The 25,911-nt window shown below is 37.3% G+C and carries 17 protein-coding genes; all 17 read left to right on the top strand.

What is annotated here, in order from left to right:
* Positions 1-9: 9 nt before the first annotated feature.
* On the top strand, positions 10-894 hold the full coding sequence (locus tag BLP50_RS06015) for a CPBP family glutamic-type intramembrane protease (RefSeq protein WP_176753700.1): 885 nt from the start codon (positions 10-12) through the stop codon (positions 892-894).
* 132 nt (positions 895-1,026) lie between these two features.
* Positions 1,027-2,070 carry a hypothetical protein gene (locus BLP50_RS06010; protein ID WP_090152528.1) on the top strand — a complete coding sequence of 348 codons (1,044 nt, stop codon included), beginning with the start codon at positions 1,027-1,029 and terminating at the stop codon, positions 2,068-2,070.
* 190 nt (positions 2,071-2,260) lie between these two features.
* Complete coding sequence (locus BLP50_RS06005) at positions 2,261-3,133, top strand: FAD:protein FMN transferase (RefSeq protein ID WP_176753699.1); 873 nt, start codon at positions 2,261-2,263, stop codon at positions 3,131-3,133.
* Between the two features lie 26 nt (positions 3,134-3,159).
* The gene (locus BLP50_RS06000; protein ID WP_090152522.1) at positions 3,160-9,132 is read left to right on the top strand and encodes a type I polyketide synthase; all 5,973 of its coding nucleotides are present in this window, start codon (positions 3,160-3,162) and stop codon (positions 9,130-9,132) included.
* A gap of 18 nt (positions 9,133-9,150) precedes the next feature.
* Positions 9,151-12,612: a condensation domain-containing protein gene (locus BLP50_RS05995; RefSeq protein ID WP_090152519.1), complete on the top strand. Its 3,462-nt coding sequence runs from the start codon at positions 9,151-9,153 to the stop codon at positions 12,610-12,612.
* Complete coding sequence (locus BLP50_RS05990; RefSeq protein ID WP_090152517.1) at positions 12,609-13,727, top strand: MFS transporter; 1,119 nt, start codon at positions 12,609-12,611, stop codon at positions 13,725-13,727. The genes BLP50_RS05995 and BLP50_RS05990 overlap by 4 nt, the downstream gene beginning before the upstream one ends.
* A gap of 3 nt (positions 13,728-13,730) precedes the next feature.
* Positions 13,731-14,066 carry an FMN-binding protein gene (locus BLP50_RS05985; protein ID WP_090152514.1) on the top strand — a complete coding sequence of 112 codons (336 nt, stop codon included), beginning with the start codon at positions 13,731-13,733 and terminating at the stop codon, positions 14,064-14,066.
* A 20-nt stretch (positions 14,067-14,086) separates the two neighbouring features.
* Entirely contained in the window at positions 14,087-15,637 is a 1,551-nt protein-coding gene (locus BLP50_RS05980) for an amino acid adenylation domain-containing protein (RefSeq protein WP_176753698.1), read from the top strand.
* 1 nt (position 15,638) lies between these two features.
* The gene (locus BLP50_RS05975; protein ID WP_090152509.1) at positions 15,639-16,322 is read left to right on the top strand and encodes a thioesterase II family protein; all 684 of its coding nucleotides are present in this window, start codon (positions 15,639-15,641) and stop codon (positions 16,320-16,322) included.
* Positions 16,323-16,346: 24 nt separating this feature from the next.
* Positions 16,347-16,919, top strand: coding sequence for an FMN-binding protein (locus tag BLP50_RS05970; RefSeq protein WP_090152506.1), 573 nt, complete (start codon positions 16,347-16,349; stop codon positions 16,917-16,919).
* 50 nt (positions 16,920-16,969) lie between these two features.
* Positions 16,970-17,605, top strand: coding sequence for a TetR/AcrR family transcriptional regulator (locus BLP50_RS05965; protein WP_090152503.1), 636 nt, complete (start codon positions 16,970-16,972; stop codon positions 17,603-17,605).
* Positions 17,606-17,718: 113 nt separating this feature from the next.
* Entirely contained in the window at positions 17,719-18,762 is a 1,044-nt protein-coding gene (locus BLP50_RS05960; RefSeq protein WP_090152500.1) for a sugar ABC transporter substrate-binding protein, read from the top strand.
* A complete protein-coding gene (locus tag BLP50_RS05955; protein ID WP_242869225.1) occupies positions 18,755-20,233 on the top strand; it encodes a histidine kinase in 1,479 nt (492 codons plus the stop codon). The genes BLP50_RS05960 and BLP50_RS05955 overlap by 8 nt, the downstream gene beginning before the upstream one ends.
* Before the next feature lie 12 nt (positions 20,234-20,245).
* A complete protein-coding gene (locus BLP50_RS05950) occupies positions 20,246-21,835 on the top strand; it encodes a response regulator (protein ID WP_090152496.1) in 1,590 nt (529 codons plus the stop codon).
* Positions 21,836-21,850: 15 nt separating this feature from the next.
* Positions 21,851-22,882, top strand: coding sequence for a substrate-binding domain-containing protein (locus tag BLP50_RS05945; protein WP_090152493.1), 1,032 nt, complete (start codon positions 21,851-21,853; stop codon positions 22,880-22,882).
* A gap of 195 nt (positions 22,883-23,077) precedes the next feature.
* Entirely contained in the window at positions 23,078-24,217 is a 1,140-nt protein-coding gene (locus BLP50_RS05940; protein WP_090152848.1) for a substrate-binding domain-containing protein, read from the top strand.
* 175 nt (positions 24,218-24,392) lie between these two features.
* Positions 24,393-25,898, top strand: coding sequence for a multiple monosaccharide ABC transporter ATP-binding protein (gene mmsA, locus BLP50_RS05935; RefSeq protein ID WP_205467991.1), 1,506 nt, complete (start codon positions 24,393-24,395; stop codon positions 25,896-25,898).
* Positions 25,899-25,911 lie beyond the last annotated feature (13 nt).

Genomic DNA, 25,911 nt, shown 5'->3' with positions numbered 1-25,911 from the left:
GAGAGAGTAATGGATCAAAACAAAAGCGAAAAAGGTAAGTATGTAATATGGGTATTTTTACCAATCATTATTGCTTACGTTATTCAAATAATATTGGAGATAATGGCAGCCCAGGGCGCAGTTGTCTATGTGATGGCAATGTTTAAAGGGACCACAGGGGCAGAAATGATTCAAGACATTAATGACATCATAGTTAGTGGGACGTTTAATAGCTTAATTCAGGTTGTCTATGCAATAGTAATAGCGATTGTTTTTGGATTCATCTATAAAAAGTTATTTAAGATGGACAGCAAGTTTGTGTTTTTCAAATCTTCGCTGAATCCAGCTATAACAATAACTGGTATAGTGCTTATGGCTATAGCTTTTCAGTATATCTGCACATATTTGATGGCAGCCATTGTTGTTGCTTTCCCAGATTGGTATACAGAATATATGCAACTTCTAGAAAACGCAGGCATAGGCGAGTCAATGTCCTTATTAATGGGATTGTATGCAGTTTTATTGGGACCAATCTGTGAGGAGCTCCTTTTTAGAGGAGTAACTCTTACAGCAGCATTGAAAACATTGCCAGTTCCAGTAGCAATTGTTCTTCAGGCAGTATTATTTGGTGCTTATCATAGAAATATGTTACAAGGTTGCTATACATTTGTATTCGGTCTTGCTGTTGGCTATATAATGTATCTGTATGATGATATAGTAATTGCAATTATTATCCATATTGTATACAACATTTTAGGCACATACTTATCGAGATTTTTACCAACAGGTGGAAATACAGTCATCTCATATTTTTCATGGTTGCTAGGCTCATTGATTGTTGGATATTTTGCAGTTATTCTTCTAAAAAGAGGCTCGGCAAAGGTTAACAATCAGGACAATTTTGACGATATATAATTTGCACGGAAGTTTATCATAGGACCAGGAAGGCCTTCGGGTTTTCCTGGTTTTTGATTTTATTCAAAATCACCTATGATCTAGGAAAAAGGACTTTCCTTTATAAATCTTTTATTTATAGGAGGAAAGAACATGGTAATTCAAAACTCTGAGGTTTCTATGACCTCAAAAGCTAGCTTCGCTAGTGGAACCAGACTGACGATTCAGTCAGAATCAAGACCCGTTTTCAATTTGGAGGAAGTACAGGTATTAGGAGGGGACGATGACTTTTTGTCCTCACTAAACTATGCTAAATCTGCAAAGGGAACGGTTCAGGAAGTGGGGGAATCAAACCCTGTCTTAAGTTCAGCTTCAAGTAGGAAAATTAAACTTCATACTATGGAGTATTTGCTTAGGATGCTGCTTCTTGGTGGATTGTGGAATGAGGACAGCTCATTTGCAAAAATGTTTGGAGAGGAAATGTGTGATACATCTCCCGCAGGTACATTAACAGAAATGCCTGGCCAAATGTTTGTTGAGACCACCAAGGTGTCTTATGCATACTGGCAAAATCAAAGTGTCGAGTTCTCATCAACGGGAACAGCAATAACTGCAGATGGACGAAAGCTAAGCTTTGACTACAGCTTTGCTATGTCAGAATCATTCGTGGAAAAATATGATGTGACACATATTCATCTGAGAGAGTACGCAGACCCGCTTGTTATCAATCTTGATGACAATCCGACCTCTATTTCACCCCAGACATTTCTATTTGATTTGGATGCTGATGGAGAACTTGATGAAATCCACAACATCAAAAAAGGTTCCGGCTTTTTGGCTCTTGATAGAAATGAGGATGGAGAAATCAATGACGGAATTGAGCTTTTTGGAGCTAGAACAGGAGATGGTTTCAGAGAATTATCGGAATTTGATGAGGATGGCAATGGCTGGATAGATGAAAATGATAGCATTTTTGCCAAGCTGAAAATTTTGACCATCAATGAGAAGGGTGAAAAGGAAACCTACGGATTAAAACAATCAGATGTGGGGGCAATTTTCCTGGGACGAATTGATACTGAATTCGTACACCATGATGATGACAACACTGCCACGGCAGCAGTTAGAAAGTCTGGCATGTTCTTGCATGAAAGGGATGGACATGCAGGCGGAGTTCAACATGTAGACTTCGCAACGTAATAATTTTGAAAAAAATTAGTTATAAAAAATCCTTGTGTGACAAAAACACAAGGATTTTTTATTTGACGCACACAAGATTACATAAAAATATATTGTACACACAATACACCTATGGTATATTAATTGTACGGGCAGTACGAAAATAAGAAAGGGGGTTCAAAAAGTGGAGTCGCATCAATATTTTTGCAGTATGAACAGTGTAATGTATGTATGTGTCGATTGCGACAAAAGTTCGCAAGCTAAAGACTTAATCTTCCAAATAATAAAGACTATTGGAAGGTTTGAGAGGAAATGGAATTGCTTTGATAAAAAGAGCACCATATCAAAGCTAAACAGAAGAAAAGAACGATGGAGCTTTGTAGAGAAACCTACACTTGAAGTGCTAAAGAAAAGCTATGAATACTCCAACGAATCAGGAGGAAATTACAGTTTATTTTCCGGGGTATATGCCTACTTGTGGAAGGAGGCGATTATTAATGAATCAATTCCACCAAGTGAAGGAATTAAGCGCTTGATGGAAAAACAAAAAAAGGCAGACCTTAGTTTTAAGTGGAGATTTGTAAAACCAAATGATAGTAACTTGATAGATTTAGGAGGTTGTGCAAAGGGATTCATTGCTCAATACATAAAAAACAAATATGAAAATCTAAGTTACGTAAGAAGTATTTATTTAAATCTTGGAGGAAATATCCTTGTATATTCGAATAATGATAGTACCAAGGATATAAAGATAATTAATCCTGTGACCTCCCAAGATATATGGCTGAAAAATCAAAAGAATACTTCTGTTGTAACTTCAGGAGATTATATCCAGAATTTCAAAAGATATGGAAAGCTATATCACCATATTATTGATATGAATACTGGATATCCGGCTGAATCTCCTTTCTGCAGTGTAACGGTAATCGGTGATGATGGATTTTTATGTGACTGCAGAGCTACAGATTTTTATGTAAGAGGTGATGAAGCAATAGAGGAATGTAATAAAAATAATATAGCTGCGATTTTCATTTATAAAAACGGAGAAGTGATAGCTAGTCGTCCAGCGGAAGCTATTATATAAGACTAATGTTGAAGGGAGAAAAGTAAATGAAGCAAGTAGATGTAGCAATTATTGGAGTCAGCGGAATGTTCCCTGGGGCCAAAAATGTTGAAGAGTACTGGGATAACCTCATGAAGGGGACTGTGAGTGTGGCTGATATTCCAGAAGAGCGTTGGGAACAATCAAAATATGCTACGGATGATTTTAAGGAACCATACAAAATTTATTGTAAAAAAGGAGGATTTATAGAAGGGGCTGAAGAATTTGATTATGAGTATTTCAATATGTCAAAGGATGAGGCTTTAATATTAGATCCTCAGCAGCGAATTGCTCTTCAGTTAACTAAGAAATTATTTGATAGAGCAGGATACGCAAAGAGAGATTATTATGGGAAAAATATAGCAGTTTATATAGGTGCTAGTACTAGTGCATCAAATGAACTTCATGGAATGTATACGAGATTTTTCCAGTTAGACGAAGAGACTCGTGAAAAGCTATTTGATAAGTTTGGACATCCAACATGGCATGCCAATTATTTACCAGATTCGATTACTAATCTGATTTCTGGAAGAATTTCCCACGAATTTAATTTGACAGGACCAAGCATGGTTGTTGATACAGCATGCTCATCCTCACTGGTGGCAATTCATAATGCATGCCAGTTACTAAGATACAACGAAAGTGATATGGCAATTGCCGGAGGTATTTATCTTCAGTATACGCCAGCATCAATTATGGGATTTTGCGCAGCAGGAGCTCTTTCAAAATCAGGAAATTTAAGAGCTTTTGATGATAGAGCGGATGGATTTGTTCCTGGAGAGGGAGCTGGATTAATTCTCTTGAAGAGATTAGAGGATGCTAAGAGAGATAATGATTATATCTATGGAATTATTAGAGGAAGTGTAATCAATAATGATGGTCATACTCTTGGCATTATGGCTCCAAATCCAAATCGTCAGAGAAGTGTAATTACTGCATTTTATAATGATTCAAGCATTTCACCAAGAGAAATAGATTATATGGAAGCCCACGGTACGGGAACTAAAATCGGAGATTTAAGTGAGTTTAATTCTCTATCTCAGGTATTTAAAAAGTGGGATGTTCCAAATAGAAGTGTGGCTTTGGGAAGTGTTAAGTCAAATATTGGACATGCAATTTCAGCATCTGGAATTGCAAGCGTTGTTAAGATAATTGGCATGATGCAGAATAACACAATTTTCAAGCAGGCTAATTATGAGGTGCCAAATAAGAAATTAAAAGTTGAGGATTCACCATTTTATATTCCAACAGAGACAAAGAAGATTGAGGAACTTAAATATGCAGCAATTAATTCCTTTGGATTTGGTGGAACTAATGCGCACATCATAATTGAAAATGGACTTAAATATAATAGTGTTGAATCAGAGGATATGAAGTGCTTCCCAATGATTGTTGGAGCACATAACAAAGAAACTATTGAAAGACGAAAAGAACAAATTTTGAAATCTATGAAGAATAATGATGTATGGTCTATTGCATGTAAGTTAAACAAGATTTCTGAGGATGAAAAATTTATTTTACCTTTTATTGTAAATGATGGAAAACTTGTTGAATCTAAAGATGATATTTATCAAAGAGAAGATAGAAAGATAGCATTTTTATATACAGGTCAGGGCTCTCAATATTTAAAGATGGCAAAGGCTCTGTATGATTCAAATCCTGTATTTAGAAACTATTTAAACAAATGCAGCCAGCTGTTTGAAAAGGAACTTGGCATTGATGTAACTGGACTGTTATACGAAAAGAAAGAAGATATTGTAAGCACTGAGAGAGCACAGGCAATTATCTTTAGCGTTGGTTATAGCTTAGGAAAAATGTTATTGGATGCAGATGTTACTCCAAAGGCAATGCTAGGACATAGTATTGGCGAATGGATAGCAGCAGCTTTGGCAGAGGTAGTTACTTTAGAGGAGGCTGTGAAGATTGTATCCGCTAGAGGAAATATCATGAAAAAATGCAACGGTAAAGGAACAATGGTTGCAGTTTTCGTAAATGATAGAGCAAAGTTAGATCCTATTGTAGAGAAGAATAAAGTATATTATTCGGCATTCAATATAAGCCATATTGTTGTAGGTGGCGAAAAATCAAAGATTAAGAGCTTTTTAGAAAACCTTCAGAAGGAAGGGATGATGTATAAAGAGCTTCCTGTTGCATCAGCTTTCCATACACCTATTTTTGATGAAGCGGCAAAGGAGTTTGGAGAGGCACTTAAAAATATTGAATTCAAAGAGCCAAAGATTCCTATTGTTGGAAATGTAACAGGTGAATATGTAGATAGCTATTCTGTCAATTATTGGACCGACCATTTAATCAAGCCAGTTAGATTTGAAGAAGATGTTGAAAAAGTACTGGCAGAAAAAATCGATGTGGGTATCGAGTGTGGTGGCAATGGGGCATTACTTAATATGGTAAGAAGCAAATATAGTGATTTCACAGGTATACCACTTCTTAGTCCAAAGAGCAAAGACAATGAAATTTTCTGTGAGGGATTAATTTCCATATCGAAAGTTTCAAAATCATTTTCAATTGACAAGTGCTTCTTAAATATTCCATTTAAGAATGTTGATTTACCAGAATATCCATTCCAAGGCATTACAGAGACTATATTTAAATCATTTGGAAGAAAAAATATTAAGCATGTATGGGAATGGAAGGAGACGGGGCTTGAAGAAGCTAATGATGGCGCAGAAGAGCTGATATATAAAATTGATGCTCTTGATACCATCTCAAAGGAGAAAATCGTCAACCTATACGCAGATGCCAAAGGCTACCTAAGTAATCTAAAGCAAGAGAAAGAAAAGGACTACAGGGTATCAATAGTTGTTAATGAAGAGGCTGATGCAAATAATTATTCGATTCAGTATTCCGTAGCATGTTTTATGCTTTCCTTCATTGCAAATATAAGAAATGTAAAGGGATGTATTTTAATTAGCAATGCTAAGGAACCAAAATTTGCTTTCTCTGATAATAAAATTTTAAAAGAAGTAAATGAAACATATTATGAGCGAAAACTTGTGGATGCTAGTAGCCAGCAGAATACAAACTTTGATTTACATGACCAGGTTGTTCTCATAACAGGTGGCAATGGAAATCTTGGAAAGAATATATGTGATTATTTGCTAGGCAGTACTGAGTGCAAGATTGTAACTCTTAGCCGTAAGGGCGGTGTAAGCGATAATCCAAGAATTATTCCAATTAAATGTGATGTCTCTGATTATGAGCAGCTCAGCCAATGTAGAGAAGAGATAGAAAGGACTGTTGGCAAGGTTGATGTAATATTCCATCTGGCAGGTGTTTTAAATAGAAATGGCATTTGCACAATGGATGATGACATTGAAGACATTGAAGCAGTACTTGCACCAAAGGTAATGGGAACAATCAACCTTTCAAGAGTATGGAAGGAAAATGAGCTTCAACTTATGGTTCTTTTATCCTCTATATCAGCTACAGACCCAAAGTGGTCTAAGGGATTGGCAGATTATGCAGCAGGCAATGCTTTCTTAAATGCATTTGCTGAAAAAACCGATTTCCCAGCACTTGGTCTTAACTATGCATTGATGAAGACTGATGAGGGCATCGAAAAGAATATTGATGATGTGGATAAAGAACAAATAATGCATAGCAATGGATTGACACTTTTAGATATGGAGCAGGTGGTTGTTAGCTTCTTTGAAGGTGTAGAGAACTATAACGTAAATACGAATATCCACATTTTTGATACATATGAAGAGCAAAAGAAAAATGTAGAAATTAAGGAAGAAGTAGAGACAAAGGAACAGAAATCTATTGCTTCCTCAAAAGAAATAACACACGCGACAGATGTTATTAAACCTAAGGTGGTTTCAAAGAAATTTACAAAAGAAGATTTCTTTAGCCTTATTAATGAATTCCTAGATGTAGAGGTTTCCACTGATAATGAACAGGAAAACTTTATGGATCTTGGACTTGATTCTTTGAAGGGAATCAAGATGATTGCAAAGATTAAAGATAGTCTTGGCAAGAATATTTACCCAACTGTTGTCTTTGAATATCAAACTCCGGAGCAGTTGTATCAGTATATTGAGGATAACATTTTAGAATCAGCTGATGATATTGAAGTAGAAATTAGTGAGGAAACTACTTCAGAAGAAAAAGAAAATGATGATAAGTCCATAGCAATTGTAGGAGTTGCTCTTAGAGCTCCTGAGGTTACAAATATGGATGAGCTCTGGGATATCGTAAAGAATAAAAAAGTAGTTCTTTCTGAAATTAATAAGAGCCATTTTTCAACAGCGGTATCATCAGAAAAATGGGTAGGTGGAGAAATAAAAGAAGCTTACAATTTTGATCCAATGTTCTTTGGGGTTTCTCCATCGGAAGCCAGATATATGGACCCTCAGCAACGAACATTTTTGAAGGTAACCTATGAGGCTATGCAGGATGGAAATATTATTTCTGACAGTGATTCAAAGGTGGGCGTATATGTAGGAGCTGAGCAAAATAACTATGCGGAGCAGTTCAATAATGGCAGATACATAAAGGCTATTGAAGACTGTCTAAAGTCAGGAGATAGTGTTGAAAAAATAGCCCGTATTTTGTCAGCAGCAAGTATGAAATCAGATGCTGTGCCAGGCAATAGCTTGAATGAGCTGGCAGCTAGAGTTAGCTATACATTTGGTCTTAAGGGACCAAGTATGGTGCTAAATACAGCATGTTCATCCTCTCTTGTTGCCCTTTCTGTAGCCTGTGGAGACTTAAGAAATGGCAAAGTAAAAGCGGCAGTTGTTGGTGGAGTTAATATGAATCTTTCAGATACTCCATACATGAGCATGACTGAACTTGGAGCATTGTCACGGACAAATACTTGCAGACCATTTGATGAAAAAGCAGATGGAATGATGCTAGGAGAAGCAGTTGTTAGTATTGTCTTGAAGCGTAAAAAAGATGCTGTAGAAAATGGGGATTATATCTACGGACTAATCAAAGATGTAACAACTAACAATAATGGTTCAACTCAGGGTATTACAGTTCCAACAGTAAATGGCGAAAAGGAAGTTATGTCTGAGCTGATTGAGCAGAATCCAGAGGTTCCTGGCATGATTAAATACATCGATGCCCATGGAACGGCTACACCACTTGGTGATCCAGTTGAAATTTCAAGTATTCAAAAAGCCTACGGAGATTATGTGGATGATACGGTATATATCGGTTCATCCAAAGGTAATTTTGGTCATCCTCTTGCAGCGTCAGGACTTCTTAGTTTAGTAAAGTGCTTGGCAATTTTAGAGCATGACGAGATTCCACCTGTGGCAGGTCTTGTAAACAGAAGCAAGTACGTAGAGCTGGAAAAGAATTTTGAGCTTGCAGTTGAAAACAAAAAGATTACTCAAAAGGATTATTGCGTAGGTGTAAATGCCTTTGGATTTGGTGGTACAAATGCACATGTTGTTATTGGTAAGTATACAAACGATACACGAGAAAATGTAAGCTTCCCAGTGCTTTTAACATTTAGTGCTTATAGTGAAAATGGCCTGAAGAATAACGCTTCATTTATCAAGGAAGCGATTTTAAATGACAGGCAGGATTTAGGAGGTATTATTCGAAAAATTAATCAAAACTCTAAGCAGTTTGCCTACAAGCTAGCACTTGTGGCTGAAAGTGAAGAAGATTTAATTGAAAAACTTGATGGGGTCGCTGCTGGAGATTATGCAAGAGTTTCTTATGGCTGTGAAAGAAAGAAAAAGGGAAATGCCATTGTTGATGGAGATAATAACGATGCATCTTACCTTGGTACTCTTGCAGAAAAGTACATTCAGGGGTTTGTGCTTGATTATGGCTCAAAGTATAGGGATTATCACACAAAAAATAGTTTTGCTGTGTATGCAGAGCAAGAATATAGAGCTAACAAAACCCAGGCTGAGAAGGTTGTTATTAGCAGAATTGAATTTAATCAGCGATTAACAAAAGAAGAAGCTGAGAAATGCTTAAAAGAAATGTGTTAGGTTGGAGGATAATGGGAGATGAATATAGTAAAGGAAGCAATACACGAAATTACGGAACATCCGATTGATTTTATTAGCAGTGACATGGAGCTTGATAATGATTTAGCCATTGATTCAATTAAAAAAATCATGCTAATGCAAAAAATAATTGAGGGCATTGGCGAAGAAATGAAAAATAAAATCATGGATACGTATGGTATTGATAACCTAGTTAATCTTAAAACAGTAGGGCAGTTGGAAGAAATAATTGAAGGAGGTGATAAAGCAAAAAAAGAAGAAGTAAAGGAAGAAAATCAGTCAGTAGTCAAAGAAATTTTGGCTGAAATATTAAAGTGTCAGCCATCAGAAATTTCGCTAGACAAGTCAATCAGTGAAATGGGAATTGATGACAAGGAAAAGATTGATTTTGTAAACAAATTATTATTAAAGTGCAATCCTGATCACATCAATAATAAAAAATATGACATAGAAAAAATTATGCATATGACTACAGTTGCTGAGTTCGAAAAGATGCTTGAGGATATTGATCAGGGGAATGAAATATATATATCTGAAGTAGAGCAGACTCAGGATGACACTGAAGAATTACCAATGAACTATTCACAGCACTTATTCTTTATGTCATATTTTGCAACTGGAACGCTTAGCCTTGCATCTAGAATCAGAATTGAAGGGGAGTTTGATGAAGAGGGCATTGAGAATGTTTGGAATGATTTATTAAAAGGACAACCATCCCTTAGATCATTTTTTACATGTGACAAAGAAGCAAAGAGCCTTGATGAGGTATCTATAAGTTTTGAAGAAAACTATAAGCAAAAAGTTGAAGTATTTGATATCAGAGATTACTCATATTTAAATCAGGACAAATGCATTCATGAATTTTGCCAGAGAATACTAAATAGTTTGTTTGATATTTATGTTTATCCTCTATGTAGACTGTATGCTTTTAGACTCTCTGATAATGTTACTGAAATTGTTTTGGCATCATGTCATTTGGTATCTGATGGTTTGGGAAATCAGCAGATTTTAAGAGATTTCGTTTCTCTGTATAGAGCTTATTTGAAAAAGAATTCTCTTGATTACGGAGTAAGCTTTTTAGCATATAAGCAGGCGGTTGAGGAATCTTTAAACTGGATTCCTGATGGAGACATTAAGCCTCAGCCAGCAAAACATTTTCAGTTCCCATTGGAAAAGGAAAATAAAAATGAGGAGCCTTTCGGCAATATTAATTCCCAGATTTTCCATATTTCAAAGGGTGATATGACAGTTCTCTCAAAGATAGCAACAAAAGAAGGATTGAGTACATATTCGATTATTGTTTCGTCATATCTTTTGGCACTTAAATCTATTCATAAAGAATTTGATGAGATTACTATTAATCTTCCTACAGGAGGAAGAACAGGTAAGGCTTTTGAGTTTAATGATGTAATTGGATGCTTTGCCCAAAATATGACAATCACCTTTAAGGTTACAGATGAGGACAGCAAGAATCCAATTGCATTTGCCAAGAGTGTAAAGGATACAATTGATGAGCATTTTGTAAATCAGTACGACATGAGAGAAAGCTACAGCTTTGTAAAAAAGATGAGAGGACAAAATGTTCTTGAGAATAAAAAGCTAAATGACCTGATTAGCAAGATGGCTGTTAAGAGTTTAGCATCAAATCTTTATTTATCATTTGTAGGTGATACACATATCGACAAGGAGGATGAGGCTGTAAATGTTCTTGATTACAAGGCATATACAGGCATGAACAAAAATTCTATTGATGCCTTGATTGAGATGGATGAAGGCAGACTTATGTTTTCACTTAATTATGATATTGATGCCTTTTCTCATGAGTTCATCCGAAATTTATATGATAAGTTTAAGTTCTATTTATCAAAGATTAGAACAATTGAGACTGTTAACCAGACTTCTGAAAATGCAATTGAAGTAGTTCTTGAACATTCAAAGAGCGATAGAGAAGTTATAGAAAGTCTTAAAAATGATATACAGAAGATTTTAGATAAAGAGATAAATGTAAGTGAGCCACTTGAAGAGGTTTATGGAATTAGTTCAATCGAAAAAATGAAACTTTTGACAGAACTAATATCTAAGTACCAGGTTAATTCAAAAGTACATTTATTCCAGGCAAAGACCGTTGAAGAGATGGCTAAATATATAAGCCTCAAAAGGGAAGAAACATTGCTGGCCCCAGCCCAAAAGTGGCTCACAAATTACTTTGAAAAACCATATAGATGGTTTGGCTATTCAAGATTTTCGTTTAAGGCAAAGCTTGATACTAAGATTCTTGAGGAAGCCCTTGAAAAAATGTTTGAAGAAACAGAAGCTCTTCGAATGCGATTATATATTGAGGGTGACACCATAAAGTATGAATTGCAGGATCATGTGGATTATGACATCAAGTATTATTCAGACACAGCTAATGACAAAGGGGCAACTGATAAGTTTATTGAAGAATTATTAACGGAGGAAGCAAAGGAATTTAGCATTGATAAGTTACCCCTTCTGAAAGTGCGAGTCCTTGTTCATGGAGATTACGATTATGAGTTTTTAGTAATAGGACATCATATAGTACTTGATATGGTCAGCAACGATATCTTATACAGAAGACTTTGGAATAATTATTGGACATTGCTTTCTCAGGGAACAATATATGAAGGCACCTATAATTATGAAAATGAAAAGACGGGCTTCGATACGTATATACGAATCGTAAATGAAAAGTTCAACTTAAACAGAGAAACCTATATGAAGTATTGGCAGGCCGAAACAGCTTCTAATACTAGGTTAAAGACCATTGATAGACAAGCTTCAAATAATGAAAAGGATGCCCACATGGTGCACTATACCTGGTCATTATCTGAAACAAAGCAGCTACAAAAAATGGCTGCATCAATGAATAGTCCAATGTATGGAGTGCTTTCAGCAGTTCTTTATAACACCGTAAAGGAGATTACAGGTAACGATGTAGTCACTTTAAGCCATAGAATGCATGGCCGTGTTCTTGATAACAATATGTATATGGATACAGTAGGAAACTTTGCTATCAATTATCCAATTGCTATTGATACAACCAATAAAGGTTTTGAATCCTTGGTATCTACATTTAACAACAAATTGAGAAAAGTACCAATGAATGGAGCCTCTTATGATCTTTGTGGAAGAGAGCTTGGAGACAGCCATTACCCTGATAATAAAGTCACAGATATACGTATAAATTATTTGGGCAATCGTGATGTTAGTAACCTGAATTACATTGAGTTGAATAGCGAGAATGATGGACAGAGATTCTCTACGGCTGATCAAGTTCGCACTAGTGAGATAGAAGTTTTCTTCTATTTGGAAAATGGTTGTATGAATATTGGAATCGAGTATTCCAAAGAACGATGCAAAGAAAAAGACATAAGACAGTTACTGGATTTATATGTTTTCTATGCAGGACATCTTAGTGAAGACGTAAAGGAGATTGTATGAAAAAAGTTGGAATCCTATATATCTTAGGTTTTTTAGTTGGTATGGCTACAGGATTATTTATTCCTCTTTCGACTCTATTCTTAGAGTCGAAAGGTGTTAGCGAAAACATTATTGGAATGATTAGTTCTACATACTTTGTGGCCATGGTTGTTGGCTCAATTATCTTTCTGAAGATATGTAGAAAAACAGATGCATACAAATTGGTGATTTCGGCACTGTTATTTGCCGTCATTGCGATTTTTGTATTTGTAAATTCTACAAAAATAATTGCCTTTTTCATATGCATGTTTGTTGTGGGGCTAGGTATAAGTTTTAACTTTATAACAATTCAAAATAATCTGGCCCAGACAGATACAGATGATAAAACAAAGGTTACAGGAATTTACGCATTTTTCTTCGCAATAGGATTTGCAGTGAGTACAGCCCTTGGAACTATTATGTTTTCTATCTCAACCAATTTAGCCTTTGGCGCAGCTTGTGTTCTTTTGCTTATTGATATGGTGATTATATATAAAGCAAAGCTAAAATTGGGGGATTCAGATGATAAGTCTAGCGGAAGTGAAAATAAAATAGCTCTTTTCTTCCCATTTATACTGGGAGGATATACATACGGATTTATTGAAAATGCATTTTCGGCATTCTATCCAATTTATTTAAAGGATTCATATTCCCTTAAATTTGCAGGAATTGTGCTGGGGACATTTGTACTAGGAGGAATTGTAGGCATGTTGCCCCTTTCAGCTCTTCCAGCAAAACTTGGAATCTATAAAGCTTGCATACTATTTTCTATAGGAGCGCTGTTTAGCTTGGCTTTAATAGTGGGTACTTCTCAGAAATTATTATTTTCACTAATAGCAGGTGCATGTGTATGCGTGATTTATCCAAGCACCCTAGCGGCTTTAAATATGGAGCGGGTATCCTCGGATGATGTCATATGGGCCACGGGTGTATATTCAATGTTTTATTCCATTGGCTCAGCCTGTGGACCATTTGTTACAGGCTTTGTGATGGATTTTACACATAAGGGACTTTTTATTGTAAGCGGATTGCTTATTGGATTATTTATGATTGTACATCTTGTAATGGAAACAAAGATGCAGCTTCAAAGGAGGTAGAAAATGTATTTAACAGATTTATTTAAATATAAAAAGATGGTAAAGGAAATGATTGTTGATTTACCAGATTTAAATGAAGTAAAAGATGGAGTTTATGAGGGATTCTGCGATGCAATCCTTGTAAAGGCCAGAATTAAGACTACAATCAAGGATCACAAAATTGAAAATGTTGAGTTGCTTCAGCATGTTCACGAACATGGAGAGGCGGCTGAGCAGATGATTGATTGGATTAATAATGAGAAATCATTTGATGTTGGAATGGTAAGCGGAGCATCAAATAGCTGCAAGGTAATGTTAAAGGCAATTGAAAATTCATTAAAGAATGCAGTTAGTGCATAGGATGAAAAATGGGGGAAGATATGGAATTAATTGATAACAAATTTATGCCAAAGCTTGAAAAAGTGGATATTAATAAATTATATGAGATTTTTAATGATAATGATGTGAAGAATGATTTTGATAATCTTCTGGATATTTTCTATAACACTATAGATAAATATGGGGATCGAATAGCAATTATTGATGAAGATAGGACAATAACTTACAAGGAATTGGACGAATATTCTGATAGAGTGGCTTTATATCTAGACAAAAAGAATTCTAATTTCAAAGATTATGTAATTGTAAAGGTTCATAGAGACTGGAAAACAGTTGCAATAATCATGGGAATTCTAAAGACCAAAAGAGCTTATGTTCCTATTCAAAGTGATGCTGGAGAAGAAAGAATCAAAAGCATTATGGACATGACTGGTGAGCAAGAGATGGTTGAGTCATCGATGGAGTTTCCTAAGGCTAAAAAGAAGTATCCTAGAAATCAAGTATCAGGTGAAAAATGCGCTTATGTAATTTTTACATCAGGAAGTACAGGAAAGCCAAAGGGAGTAAGGCTTCCTCATGTTTCGGTGGCTGAGACAGTCCAGACAATGGACAGACTTTTCGGCCTAAATGAATATGACAGAATCCTTGGGGTATCAGAGCTTACATTTGATCTTTCTGTATTTGATTTATTTGGCACCCTTGCAGCAGGCGCTAGTTTGGTAATAGTCAAAGACAACAGAAATCTTGCTCTTTTAGAAGAGAGGGTAAGTACAAACAACGTAACATTTATCAATGCTGTTCCATCTGTAGTTAAGATGTTGCTTGAATATGTTGAAAATACTGGAGCCGATTTTAATGGTTTACAAAGCGTGAGAAACATTATTCTCAGTGGAGATGTAGTACCACACAGTTTGGTTATTGATATTTTGAAGGATATTCCTTTTGTGAATCTCTATATTTCAGGTGGCCCAACAGAGATTTGTGTATGGTCCAACTTCTATTTATATGAGGAAGGAAAGTCAAAACTTTCATATGTACCTTATGGTTGCTCAATCGCCAATAAGACCATGTATGTAATGAAGGATGGCAAGCTCGTAGATATGGAAGAAGGGGAAATCGTCTCTGGTGGTGCAGGACTTGCTATTGATTATATTAAGGATACAGAAAGGACAAACAAGCAATTTAAGAATAACAAAAAGCTGGGGCGTCTTTACTATACTGGTGATAGAGGAATCCTTACGAAGGAAGGTATTATTCAAATCTGTGGAAGAATGGATAATCAGGTAAAAATCAATGGATTTAGAGTGGAGCTAGAAGAAATTGAATGTATCTTAAATGGTATGGACGAGATAAGCCAGAGTATAAGTTGCGTAAAAAAGGAGATTGAGGGAGATGACAAGCTGGTTACAGGAATTATGCTTAACCAGGGAAAGACAATTGAAGTAAATGAAATCAAGTCTAGACTTCGTCAGCATGTGCCTGAGTACGCAATCCCATCTGAGTTTATTTTCTTAGAGAAATTGCCACTTTCGGCTAATAATAAAGTAGATAGAAAAGCTTTCACAGCCATGGTTACAAAGGAGGTGGTCTAAAATGAAAATCTTTTGTTTGGCTAGTGCTGGAGCACAAGCAAGCATGTATTCAGATTTGAAAAAGGCCATGGGGAAAGCTGGTGAAATAATTCCAATTGAATATCCAGGCCATGGAACTAGAATGTCTGAGCCACTTATTGGCTCCATGAAAGACTTGGTAGGTTGGTGTGAAGAGGATATAAAAAAGCAACTGAAGGATAAGTCAGAACCATTCATGTTATTAGGACACAGTATGGGCTCTATCATATGCTATCAATTAGAAAATTTGTTTAAATCAGAGGGATATAATCTGAAAAAAGTAGTTCTTGCAGCTTGCCAGGCACCAAATTTCTGGCTTGACTATATTGGCAACATTGAAGAGATGGATAATAAAGAATTCTTAGAGTATGTTGCATCCATTGGTGGAGTTCCAGAGGAATTACTGGAAAATGAATTTTTTAAAGAAATATATACTGATATCATAAGAAATGACTTTGTGTTGCTTAAGCGTTATGTTCCACAAATAAACAAGGTGGAGACGCCTCTTGTACTTATAAATGGAAATAAAGATCAGCTAGTTGGAGAAAGATGGAAATATTGGCAGCTGTATAGCCAGAATGAAACCCAGTACTTCCAGCTGGATGAAAACCATTTTGTAGTCAAAGACACAAATGAAATGAGGGATATTTTAAAGAGCGTATCATAAGAGACTAAAGGAGAATGTGAAATAATGAAAAATAAAATAACCGTAAAGTCTATCATTTGCTTAATCCTCTTTTTAGGAGGATTGATATATGGGCTTTTAAACTTAAAGCTTATTGGTCATAGACCACCAGTTATTTTTATAACTCTTGGACTTGCCGTGATTGGTCTTGCAGTACTATTTTTTATTAGCATAAAAAATGGAAATGAAAGATATTTTAAAAAGGTTGTAATGGTGGCTGTAATCCTTTTGGCAGCTTACGGAATTACAGAAATGGTATGTAATGAAAAGTATCAGGAGCAAGTGGCTGCAATGCAAGACTGGGATGTTGACTTGAATTCTGTGGCTGATGGAGTATACACAGGCGAGAGCGATGTTGGATACATTAAAGCAGTTGTAGAAGTTGAAGTTAAGGACCATAAGCTGGTTAGAGTTGACTTGCTTAAGCATGTTAATGAGCATGGTGGACCTGCTGAAATAATAGTAGAAAACATGGTTGAAGAGCAGACAGTTGATGTAGATGCTGTCAGCTCAGCAACAAATTCTAGTAAGGTTATTAAGACTGCTGTGAAAAATGCTTTATTGCAGGGGATAAAATAAACATTTATAGTATTTAGTAGGAATAATAAAGAAAATGGGAGCCGTTAACTATGACAAAAGCAGAAAAAATGGAGTTATTCCATAGAGATAATATTGCGAATGCCGCGGAGAAATTATTTTCAGTAAACGGTATCGAAAAAACATCTATGGATCAGATTGCCAAAGAGGCGGATTATAGCAAATCAACAATATATGTCTATTTCAAGAACAAAGAGGAAATAGTACTTTATCTTGTATTGAAGGGGATGAATGAAATCAGTAGTAATATTGAAGAAGTTGTAGATAATAAGTCGGATGCTGCTTCAGAGGTTGAAAAGTACTATCAGATTTGCCACATTTTGGCGGAGTTATATGACAAATCACCTTTTGTTTTTTCTAGAATGCTTGAAACTATCGAGATGAAAAAAGAGGAACGATTACAAGTCCCGCTTTTGGACGATATTTATCAAGTCGGTGAATCCATAATTGATAAAATCGCAGAATTTCTTGAATCGGGGAAGGAAAGTAACAGTTTTGAGCTGGATGATAATGCCAAAAAAGTCAGCTTTATTTATTGGATGATGCTTGCTGGTGTTATTATGCTAGGAAATAAAAAAGCAGGTTACATCCAATATCAATTTGATGAAAGCAAAGATGAATTTTTAAATCAAGTATTTGGTATGATGCTTGAAATAATTAAAAAATAGGCAATTTAGTGGGGCGCACCGTTTTGGTGCGCCTTTCCGTTGATTTAAAGGGATGGATTAATTATAATAATCTCTAGTGAATTTAGGAGTTAGGGCGGAGAATTATTATTATCATGAAATTTGGTGGGCGTAAAATTAAAGTAAAAGGCAACAGTGCACTTGCTATTGCGGCAGGTGTTGCTGTTGCTTTTATGTTTATTGCTACCATTGTCAGTGTTGTTATATATAAGAATAGAATGGAGCAGGCTTCTGAGCTTTTAAGAGAGGCTGAGTACAAGCAGTACGATTCCTATGTTGTAATGATTTCTTCAGATGATGATTCTGATTTTTGGAAGCAGGTATATGAGGCCGCAAAAGAATACGGTGATGAAAATAGAGTTTATGTGGATCTCTTATCTCAGTCAGTAGATGATGATTATACTAGAGCTGAGTTGATGGAGATGGCGATAGCCTCAGGTTGTGATGGCATTTTTATAGAGGGAGACTCTGCAGAGATTCCTCAGGAGCTTTTTCAAAAAGCCAAAAAGGCAGGGATTTCTGTAATTACTTTAGAGACTGATGTGGACCCTGCAGACAGAGTCAGCTTTATTGGCGTTAACAGCTATACTATTGCCAATTTATATGCCAAATCAATCGCGCCAGATTTAGTTGAAAAATCATCGGTTATGATTATTGGTAATTCAAGTGCTGAGGATTCAAGCACCACCAGCCTAATCAACAACTTGCAGGAGGCAATCTCTAGTGAGATGCCAGGGGAGAAAATCGATTTTGATTTACGAATTATAGAGGATGAAGAACAGTTTGCTTCAGAAGAGTACATCCAGAATCTCTTCATGAACAATGATTTGGCACCTTTTGTTATCTGTCTTGATGAGGATACAACCACCAGCTTTTATCAGGCTATGATTGACTACAACAAGGTAGGTCAGATTCATCTGTATGGTAATTACAAAACACCTACAATCCTTACTGGTATTCAGCACGGCGTTATTAAAAGCACTGTAAGTATTGATGCAGAAAGCATGGGAAGTGCTGCCACTAAGGCATTTATAGAATATAGAGATACAGGTTATGTTTCAGACTATATAAATGTGGATACACAGATTATTGATTTGTCCAACGTGGCTGAGTATCTAGAGGAGGGTAGCGATGAGTAAAAAGCTTAAAGTCACCCTTTCCCTTAGAAAGAAAATGATTCTGGCATTTTGTACACCAGCCATTTTGCTGTTCCTTGTAAATATGATGCTTTACTTTGGAACAGCCAGAATGATTGATTCTCTTGATGCGGTATTCGCCAGCAATACTTCTCTTAACGAGTTGAGTGATTGCCTTGATAGAGTCCAGAGTGCTACCACTGGGTATTTGGACACCAAGACATCAGACGCCTTGGAGCAGTACTATACCTACGAGCAGGATTACAATAATCTGGTTATGACTCTTTCTAATACCAATGATGACAATGAGAATCGTGTCATGGAAAAAAATATTAGAAACATGTCCCTTAACTATTTGGAGCTTACCAATCAGGCCATAGAGAGTAAGCGTGGTGGTAATGTTGAAAAATACAAGACCAACTACGATGAGGCCACAAGACTTCACGGCTATATTTCAAAGAGCATCAATAGCTTAAATAACAAGCAGTTCGTCAACAACTCTATGTCTTATGCAGCAATGATGTCAGCACTGCAGACACTTGAGCAGTTGAACTTATTTACTCTCATTATTATTGGAGTTGCTAACCTTTCATTCGTAGTACTTATTGCATCTACTATCACGGAGCCTTTGATTAAGCTTTCCAACTCTGCCAACAGAGTTTCAAAGGGAGATTTTGATATTGAATTGCTTACCGTTCATTCGAATGATGAGGTAGGTGTTGTTACTAACGCATTCAACAAGATGGTAATTTCTATAAGAGAGTATATCGTTAAGCTTCGTGAGTCCATGGAAGTAGAGCGCCGACTGAAGGAAAATGAGCTTATTATGGAGAATCATATTAAGGACGCTGAGCTGAGATATTTGCAGGCCCAGATCAACCCACATTTTCTATTTAACACTTTAAATGCCGGTGCCCAGCTTTCTATGATGGAGGGAGCAGAGAGGACTAGCAATTATCTCCAGAGGGTTGCTGATTTCTTTAGATATAATATAAAGAAGAACAAGGACATTGTTACTCTTAAGGAAGAAATCGAGCTTGTAGATATTTACATTTACATTATAAATGTGCGATTTGCTGGAGAGATTCTTTTTACAAAGGATATAGATGAGAGCCTTTTAGATGTTAAAATTCCTCGCATGATTATCCAGCCTATCGTAGAAAACAGTATTAACTACGGTGTGAGAAATGTAGATTGGGCCAAGAAAATTAAGCTTTCTGTATATTCTCTAGAGGATTATATTTGTGTTAGTATAAAGGACAACGGAATAGGAATGGATTCCAAGACCATCGAGGAAATACTTGAGGGTGGATATACTAGGGATCCAAGCAAGTCTGACTCCAATGGCGTTGGCCTTGACAATTGTATCGAGCGTCTCAATATTTTCTATGAGAGAGACGATGTCCTAGATATTATTTCAGAGGGGAAGAACAAGGGTACAGAGACAATTCTCTACCTTTCCAAAACAGATTAAGGGTATTAAGTAATGTACAAAATAATGCTAGCTGACGATGAGGGAATCGTCATTGACTCACTTAAATTCATAATAGAAAAAGAATTTGGCAGTCGCTGTGAGATAAGAACAGCCAAAACCGGTAGACAGGTTATCGAGTTGGCTGAGGAATTTCAGCCAGATATTGCTTTCATGGATATTCAGATGCCGGGAATCAACGGTATCGAGGCCATGCGAGAGATTAGGAAGTTCAATAGCCATGTAGTTTTTGTTGTAATGACGGCCTATGACAAGTTTGACTATGCCAAGGAGGCTATCTCCTTGGGAGTGCTTGATTATCTCAATAAGCCAGTCAGTAAGGAGACTATAGTTACCGTGCTGAAAAAGGCCATGAGCAATATCGATGGTGAGAGGACCAAGCGCCGCAACGATTTACGGGTTCGTGAAAAGCTTGAGACTGTAGTTCCTATCATTGAAAATGGTCTGATTCAAGACTTGCTTTTCAAGGAATATTTCCAGGAAGATATTGATAATTACAAGACACTTCTTGGTATTGATTCACAGTATGGATACATGGCCTGCATGGTCTTTGGTAGAGAGCAGGTAGGTAACTACATGACCAGCGCTGTTGCTGTTTCCATCCAGGCACAAAAGGCCTATCGTGAGATTCACACCATAACAGAGGATTACATTAAGGGAATTATGGGTGCGGTTATGTCCAACAAAATCCCTATGCTGATTCCTTGCGAGGGTGACACTCTTTCATACAATGAGCGAAATGAAATTGTGGAGAAGGCAAGAGCTCTTTGCCGCAAGCTATCTGATAGATTCGATATGAATTTCAGAGTGGGATTTGGCTCGGTAAAGCCGCTTGATAAGATGGCAGAGTCATACGAGGAGGCTAATTCAGTCCTCATCTCAACCACCAGCCACGTAGCCCACATTGATGATATGCCTACAAAGGTTTCCTATGAGGACAACTATCCAATGGAGATGGAAAAGAGGCTTTTTGATGAAATCGAGCTAGGCAACACCAATGAATCGGCATCAGTTGCCCAGGCATTCTTCGACTGGATGGAGGAAAATTACGCTAGCGACAGCGATAGCGTTAGACTGAAATGTCTTGAATTTGTACTATGGGCTGAGCATCTAGCCTATGAGAAGACAGGTCGTAAATACGAATTTAAAAGCAGGCAAAACTACCTATCAGAGCTTTTAAATTATCCTACCCATGAAGAGGTGAGGATGTGGTTCGTAGAGAAAATAAAGTCAGCTACCTTCTGGGTTTCAAACCGCCAGGAAGAGCAGACTATGAGTGCCATCAACAAGGCAAAACAGTACATTGACAACAATTATATGAAGGAACTCACCCTAGATGATGTATCTAGAGTGGTAAATATAAGTTCCTACTATTTTTCAAAGGTATTCAAGGAAGAAACAGGAGAAAACTTCATTGATTATCTTACAAAACTTAGAATAGAAGCAGCCAAAAAGCTGCTTAAAACTACCAATAAATCTATGAAGGAGATTTCGGCTGAGGTAGGATATTCAGACCCTAATTATTTTTCTAGAAACTTTAAGAAGTACACTGGAAAAACGCCAACAGATTATGCGAAGGGGTAATATTGGAGGGAAGTAATGAAACGGTTAAGGAGAAAATTTATTGCGGTGGCAATTATGTCCGCAATGATTTTGTCAGGATGTGGGGAGGCCATGACAAATGACAGCAGTGATGCTGAGGATTCAAACACACTTGAGATAGGAATGTGTTTTGACTCATTCGTAATTGAAAGATGGCAAAAGGACAGAGACGTATTTGTTGATACTGCCTCATCCCTAGGAGCCACAGTGAATGTTCAAAATGCCAATGGAGATGTATCCAAGCAGATTGAACAGATACAGTATTTTATTGACAAGGGTGTTGACTGCCTTGTAATCATTCCAATTGATGGCGGTGCACTTACCGAGGTTGTAAACAAAGCTAAGGCAAAAAACATCCCAGTTGTATGTTACGACAGATTGATACGTGACGTTAACGCGGACCTATACATTTCATTCGACAACGAAATGGTAGGTCGAATGCTTGGAGATGCACTTGCAAAGCAGGGCTCTAAAAAAGTTGTAATGATATGTGGTCCAAATACTGACAACAATGTGCCAATGGTTGAAAGTGGCTTTAAATCAGTAATGGAAGAAAAAGGCATCGAAATATTAGATATGTACAACTGCGAAGGCTGGAAAGCAGAGCTGGGCAGTTCCTACGTCTATGAGAATATAGATCTTATCAAACAGGCCGATGGCATCATGTGTGGCAATGACGATATAGCCACTGCAGTCATCAGAGCCCTTGCAGTTAGCCAGTTAGCAGGCGTCATTCCAGTGGTAGGCCAAGACGCAGATTTGACCGCCTGCCAGCACATAGTAGAGGGCACTCAGAACATGACTGTTTACAAGCCAGTTAACAAGCTTGCAGAACAGGCTGCTGAACTATCCGTACAGCTGGCCAAGGGAAAGGCAATACAAACAACCGAATTTATCGACGATGGCACAACCACCATACCATACGTGGCCGTGGAGCCAGTTGCCGTTGACGCCGCCAACATGGACGAAGTCATCATCGAAGGAGGCTTCCACAGCCGAGAGGACGTCTATCTAAACGTAGCCAAGTAGCAGGCTTTGGCAGTGGTGGATAGCACATATTTGCAAATTGGATTAGGACTAGCACAAAAATGTGCTAGTCCTTTTTTGGTGGTTAGATTGTTTTAGACAAAAATGTGAAGAAAGTGACAACCATTTTTAGAAGGGTTAATGGTATCTTTTTTACAGATACAAAAAACACCTAATGAAAGGGAGGTTTTCACAGAGATGAAAAAGAAATTATTAAGTGTACTTTTGACAGGTGCTATGGCAGCTTCAATGTTCGTAGGTTGCGGTACTAGCACAGAGACAACAGACAACTCTGCACCAGCTTCAACAGACACAGCTACAGAGTCGACAGACGGTGGGGCTGCAGCTGCTACTGGCAAGAAGGTTGGTGTAGCAATGCCTACAAAGGATCTTCAGAGATGGAATCAGGACGGCGAGAACATGCAGAAAGAGCTTGAGGCAGCTGGTTACGAAGTTGAACTTCAGTATGCTTCAAACGACACACAGACACAGATCTCTCAGATTGAGACAATGATCAATGACGGATGTGATGTTCTTGTTATCGCAGCTATCGAGGCTTCTTCACTTGGTGAGGCTATGGATATGGCAGCTGAGCAGAACATTCCAGTTATCGCTTATGACCGTCTTATCATGAACACAGATGCTGTTTCTTACTACGCTACATTTGATAACTACAAAGTAGGTCAGGTTCAGGGACAGTACATCATCGATACACTTGGTCTTGATGTAAACGATACTTCTAAGACATACACAATGGAAGTTACAGCTGGTGATCCAGGTGATAACAATGCTAACTTCTTCTACAGCGGTGCTATGGATCTTCTTGATGATTACATCGATGCTGGTATCATCGAAATCAAGTCAGGTCAGCAGGAATTCGCTGATGTAGCTACAGCTCAGTGGGCAACAGAGAAGGCTCAGTCAAGAATGGAGAACATCCTTTCAACATACTATGCTGATGGAACAAACCTTGACATCTGCCTCTGCTCAAATGACTCTACAGCACTTGGTGTTGAGAACGCACTTGCAGCTAACTACAAGGGTGAGTACCCAATCGTAACAGGTCAGGATTGCGATATTGAGAACACAAAGAACATGATCGCTGGTAAGCAGTCTATGTCAGTATTCAAGGATACACGTACACTTGCTTCACAGGTTGTTAAGATGGTAGGCCAGATCCTTAATGGTGAGACAGTTGATGTTAACGATAAGGAAACATACAACAATGGTAACAAGGTAGTTGAGTCATTCCTTTGCGAGCCTGTATTCGCAGATGTTAACAACTACAAGGAGCTCCTCATCGATTCTGGTTACTATACAGAGGATCAGTTACAGTAATAGTAAATATTTTTCCTAGCTACGCGACGGAAAAATGTTTACCACGAACATTAGTTGTAAACTTTATAGGGCGAGCTTAGCTCGCCCTATTTTAAAGAGAATGATTTGAAGAGAATGAAAATTCTTATTGAAACAAAAAAGGGAGGTATATCAAGTGGGAAATACAATACTTGAGATGAAGAACATCACAAAAGAGTTCCCAGGAGTAAAGGCCCTTGATAACGTTAATCTTAAAGTAGAAGAAGGCGAAATTCACGCTCTTGTAGGTGAGAATGGTGCTGGTAAGTCTACTTTGATGAATGTTTTAAGTGGTATTTATCCATTTGGTTCTTACACAGGTGACATCGTATATAACGGTGAGGTTTGTAAGTTCCAAAAGATTAAGGACTCAGAGGAAAAAGGAATCGTTATTATCCATCAGGAATTAGCATTAATTCCATATATGTCAATTGGTGAGAACATGTTCCTTGGAAATGAGCAGGGAAAGAAATCGGCAATTGATTGGAACAAGACATATTCTGAGGCAGACAAGTACTTGAAGATGGTTGGTCTTTCAGAGAGCAGCCGTGTTCTTATCAAAGATATCGGTGTTGGTAAGCAGCAGCTTGTAGAGATTGCAAAGGCTCTTGCTAAACACGCAAAACTTCTTATTCTTGATGAGCCTACATCTTCTCTTAACGAGACAGATTCAAGAGCTCTTCTTGATTTACTTCTTGAATTCAAAAAGCAGGGAATGACATCTATTATCATTTCTCATAAGCTTAATGAGGTTTCTTACGTAGCAGATAAAATCACAGTTATCCGTGATGGTTCTACAATTGAAACACTTGATAAGGCAACAGATGATATTTCTGAAGATAGAATTATCAAGGGCATGGTTGGTCGTGAGATGACAGACCGTTTCCCAAAGCGTCATGATGTTAAGATTGGCGATGTTGCTATGGAAGTTAAGAACTGGACAGTTTACCATCCACAGTTCACAGAGCGTAAGGTAGTTGATGATGTATCAATTAACGTACGTAAGGGTGAGGTAGTTGGTATCGCAGGTCTTATGGGTGCTGGACGTACTGAGCTTGCTATGAGTATTTTCGGTAAGGCTTATGGCTCTAATATTTCAGGTCAGCTTTTCCTTAATGGAGAGGAAGTTCACCTTAAGAATATTAAGGATGCTATCAAGCACAGACTTGCATATGTTACAGAGGATAGAAAGGGTAATGGACTTGTTCTTTCTAACCCAATCAGAGTTAACACTTCTCTTGCAAACCTTTCAGAGCTTTGTACTAGAAGAGTTATCGATAAGGATAAAGAGTATCAGGTTGCCGAGGAATATAGAGGCAAGCTTAAAACAAAGTGTCCTACTGTTGATCAGAATGTAGGAAATCTTTCAGGTGGTAACCAGCAGAAGGTACTTCTTGCAAAGTGGATGTATGCTAATCCAGATGTACTTATTCTCGATGAGCCTACACGAGGTATCGATGTTGGTGCTAAATATGAGATTTACTGCATTATCAATGACCTTGTTGCTGCTGGAAAATCAGTTATCATGATTTCTTCAGAGCTTCCAGAGGTACTTGGTATGTCTGATAGAATTTATGTAATGAATGAGGGCAAGATGGTTGGTGAAATGGAAGGTGCTGAGGCATCGCAGGAGAGCATCATGTCTTGCATCTTGAAGTCATAGAAGGGAGAGAAAA

This window comes from Pseudobutyrivibrio sp. AR14, assembly GCF_900101325.1.
Classification (GTDB): Bacteria; Bacillota; Clostridia; order Lachnospirales; family Lachnospiraceae; genus Pseudobutyrivibrio.
This window is presented reverse-complemented; position numbering and strand designations above follow the sequence as displayed.

What these genes read in the sequence shown, in the direction of transcription:
- BLP50_RS06015 (WP_176753700.1), top strand. Translation starts at nt 10, where the DNA reads ATGGATCAAAACAAAAGCGAAAAAGGTAAGTATGTAATATGGGTATTT.
- BLP50_RS06010 (WP_090152528.1), top strand. Translation starts at nt 1,027, where the DNA reads ATGGTAATTCAAAACTCTGAGGTTTCTATGACCTCAAAAGCTAGCTTC.
- BLP50_RS06005 (WP_176753699.1), top strand. Translation starts at nt 2,261, where the DNA reads ATGAACAGTGTAATGTATGTATGTGTCGATTGCGACAAAAGTTCGCAA.
- BLP50_RS06000 (WP_090152522.1), top strand. Translation starts at nt 3,160, where the DNA reads ATGAAGCAAGTAGATGTAGCAATTATTGGAGTCAGCGGAATGTTCCCT.
- BLP50_RS05995 (WP_090152519.1), top strand. Translation starts at nt 9,151, where the DNA reads ATGAATATAGTAAAGGAAGCAATACACGAAATTACGGAACATCCGATT.
- BLP50_RS05990 (WP_090152517.1), top strand. Translation starts at nt 12,609, where the DNA reads ATGAAAAAAGTTGGAATCCTATATATCTTAGGTTTTTTAGTTGGTATG.
- BLP50_RS05985 (WP_090152514.1), top strand. Translation starts at nt 13,731, where the DNA reads ATGTATTTAACAGATTTATTTAAATATAAAAAGATGGTAAAGGAAATG.
- BLP50_RS05980 (WP_176753698.1), top strand. Translation starts at nt 14,087, where the DNA reads ATGGAATTAATTGATAACAAATTTATGCCAAAGCTTGAAAAAGTGGAT.
- BLP50_RS05975 (WP_090152509.1), top strand. Translation starts at nt 15,639, where the DNA reads ATGAAAATCTTTTGTTTGGCTAGTGCTGGAGCACAAGCAAGCATGTAT.
- BLP50_RS05970 (WP_090152506.1), top strand. Translation starts at nt 16,347, where the DNA reads ATGAAAAATAAAATAACCGTAAAGTCTATCATTTGCTTAATCCTCTTT.
- BLP50_RS05965 (WP_090152503.1), top strand. Translation starts at nt 16,970, where the DNA reads ATGACAAAAGCAGAAAAAATGGAGTTATTCCATAGAGATAATATTGCG.
- BLP50_RS05960 (WP_090152500.1), top strand. Translation starts at nt 17,719, where the DNA reads ATGAAATTTGGTGGGCGTAAAATTAAAGTAAAAGGCAACAGTGCACTT.
- BLP50_RS05955 (WP_242869225.1), top strand. Translation starts at nt 18,755, where the DNA reads ATGAGTAAAAAGCTTAAAGTCACCCTTTCCCTTAGAAAGAAAATGATT.
- BLP50_RS05950 (WP_090152496.1), top strand. Translation starts at nt 20,246, where the DNA reads ATGTACAAAATAATGCTAGCTGACGATGAGGGAATCGTCATTGACTCA.
- BLP50_RS05945 (WP_090152493.1), top strand. Translation starts at nt 21,851, where the DNA reads ATGAAACGGTTAAGGAGAAAATTTATTGCGGTGGCAATTATGTCCGCA.
- BLP50_RS05940 (WP_090152848.1), top strand. Translation starts at nt 23,078, where the DNA reads ATGAAAAAGAAATTATTAAGTGTACTTTTGACAGGTGCTATGGCAGCT.
- mmsA (WP_205467991.1), top strand. Translation starts at nt 24,393, where the DNA reads ATGAAGAACATCACAAAAGAGTTCCCAGGAGTAAAGGCCCTTGATAAC.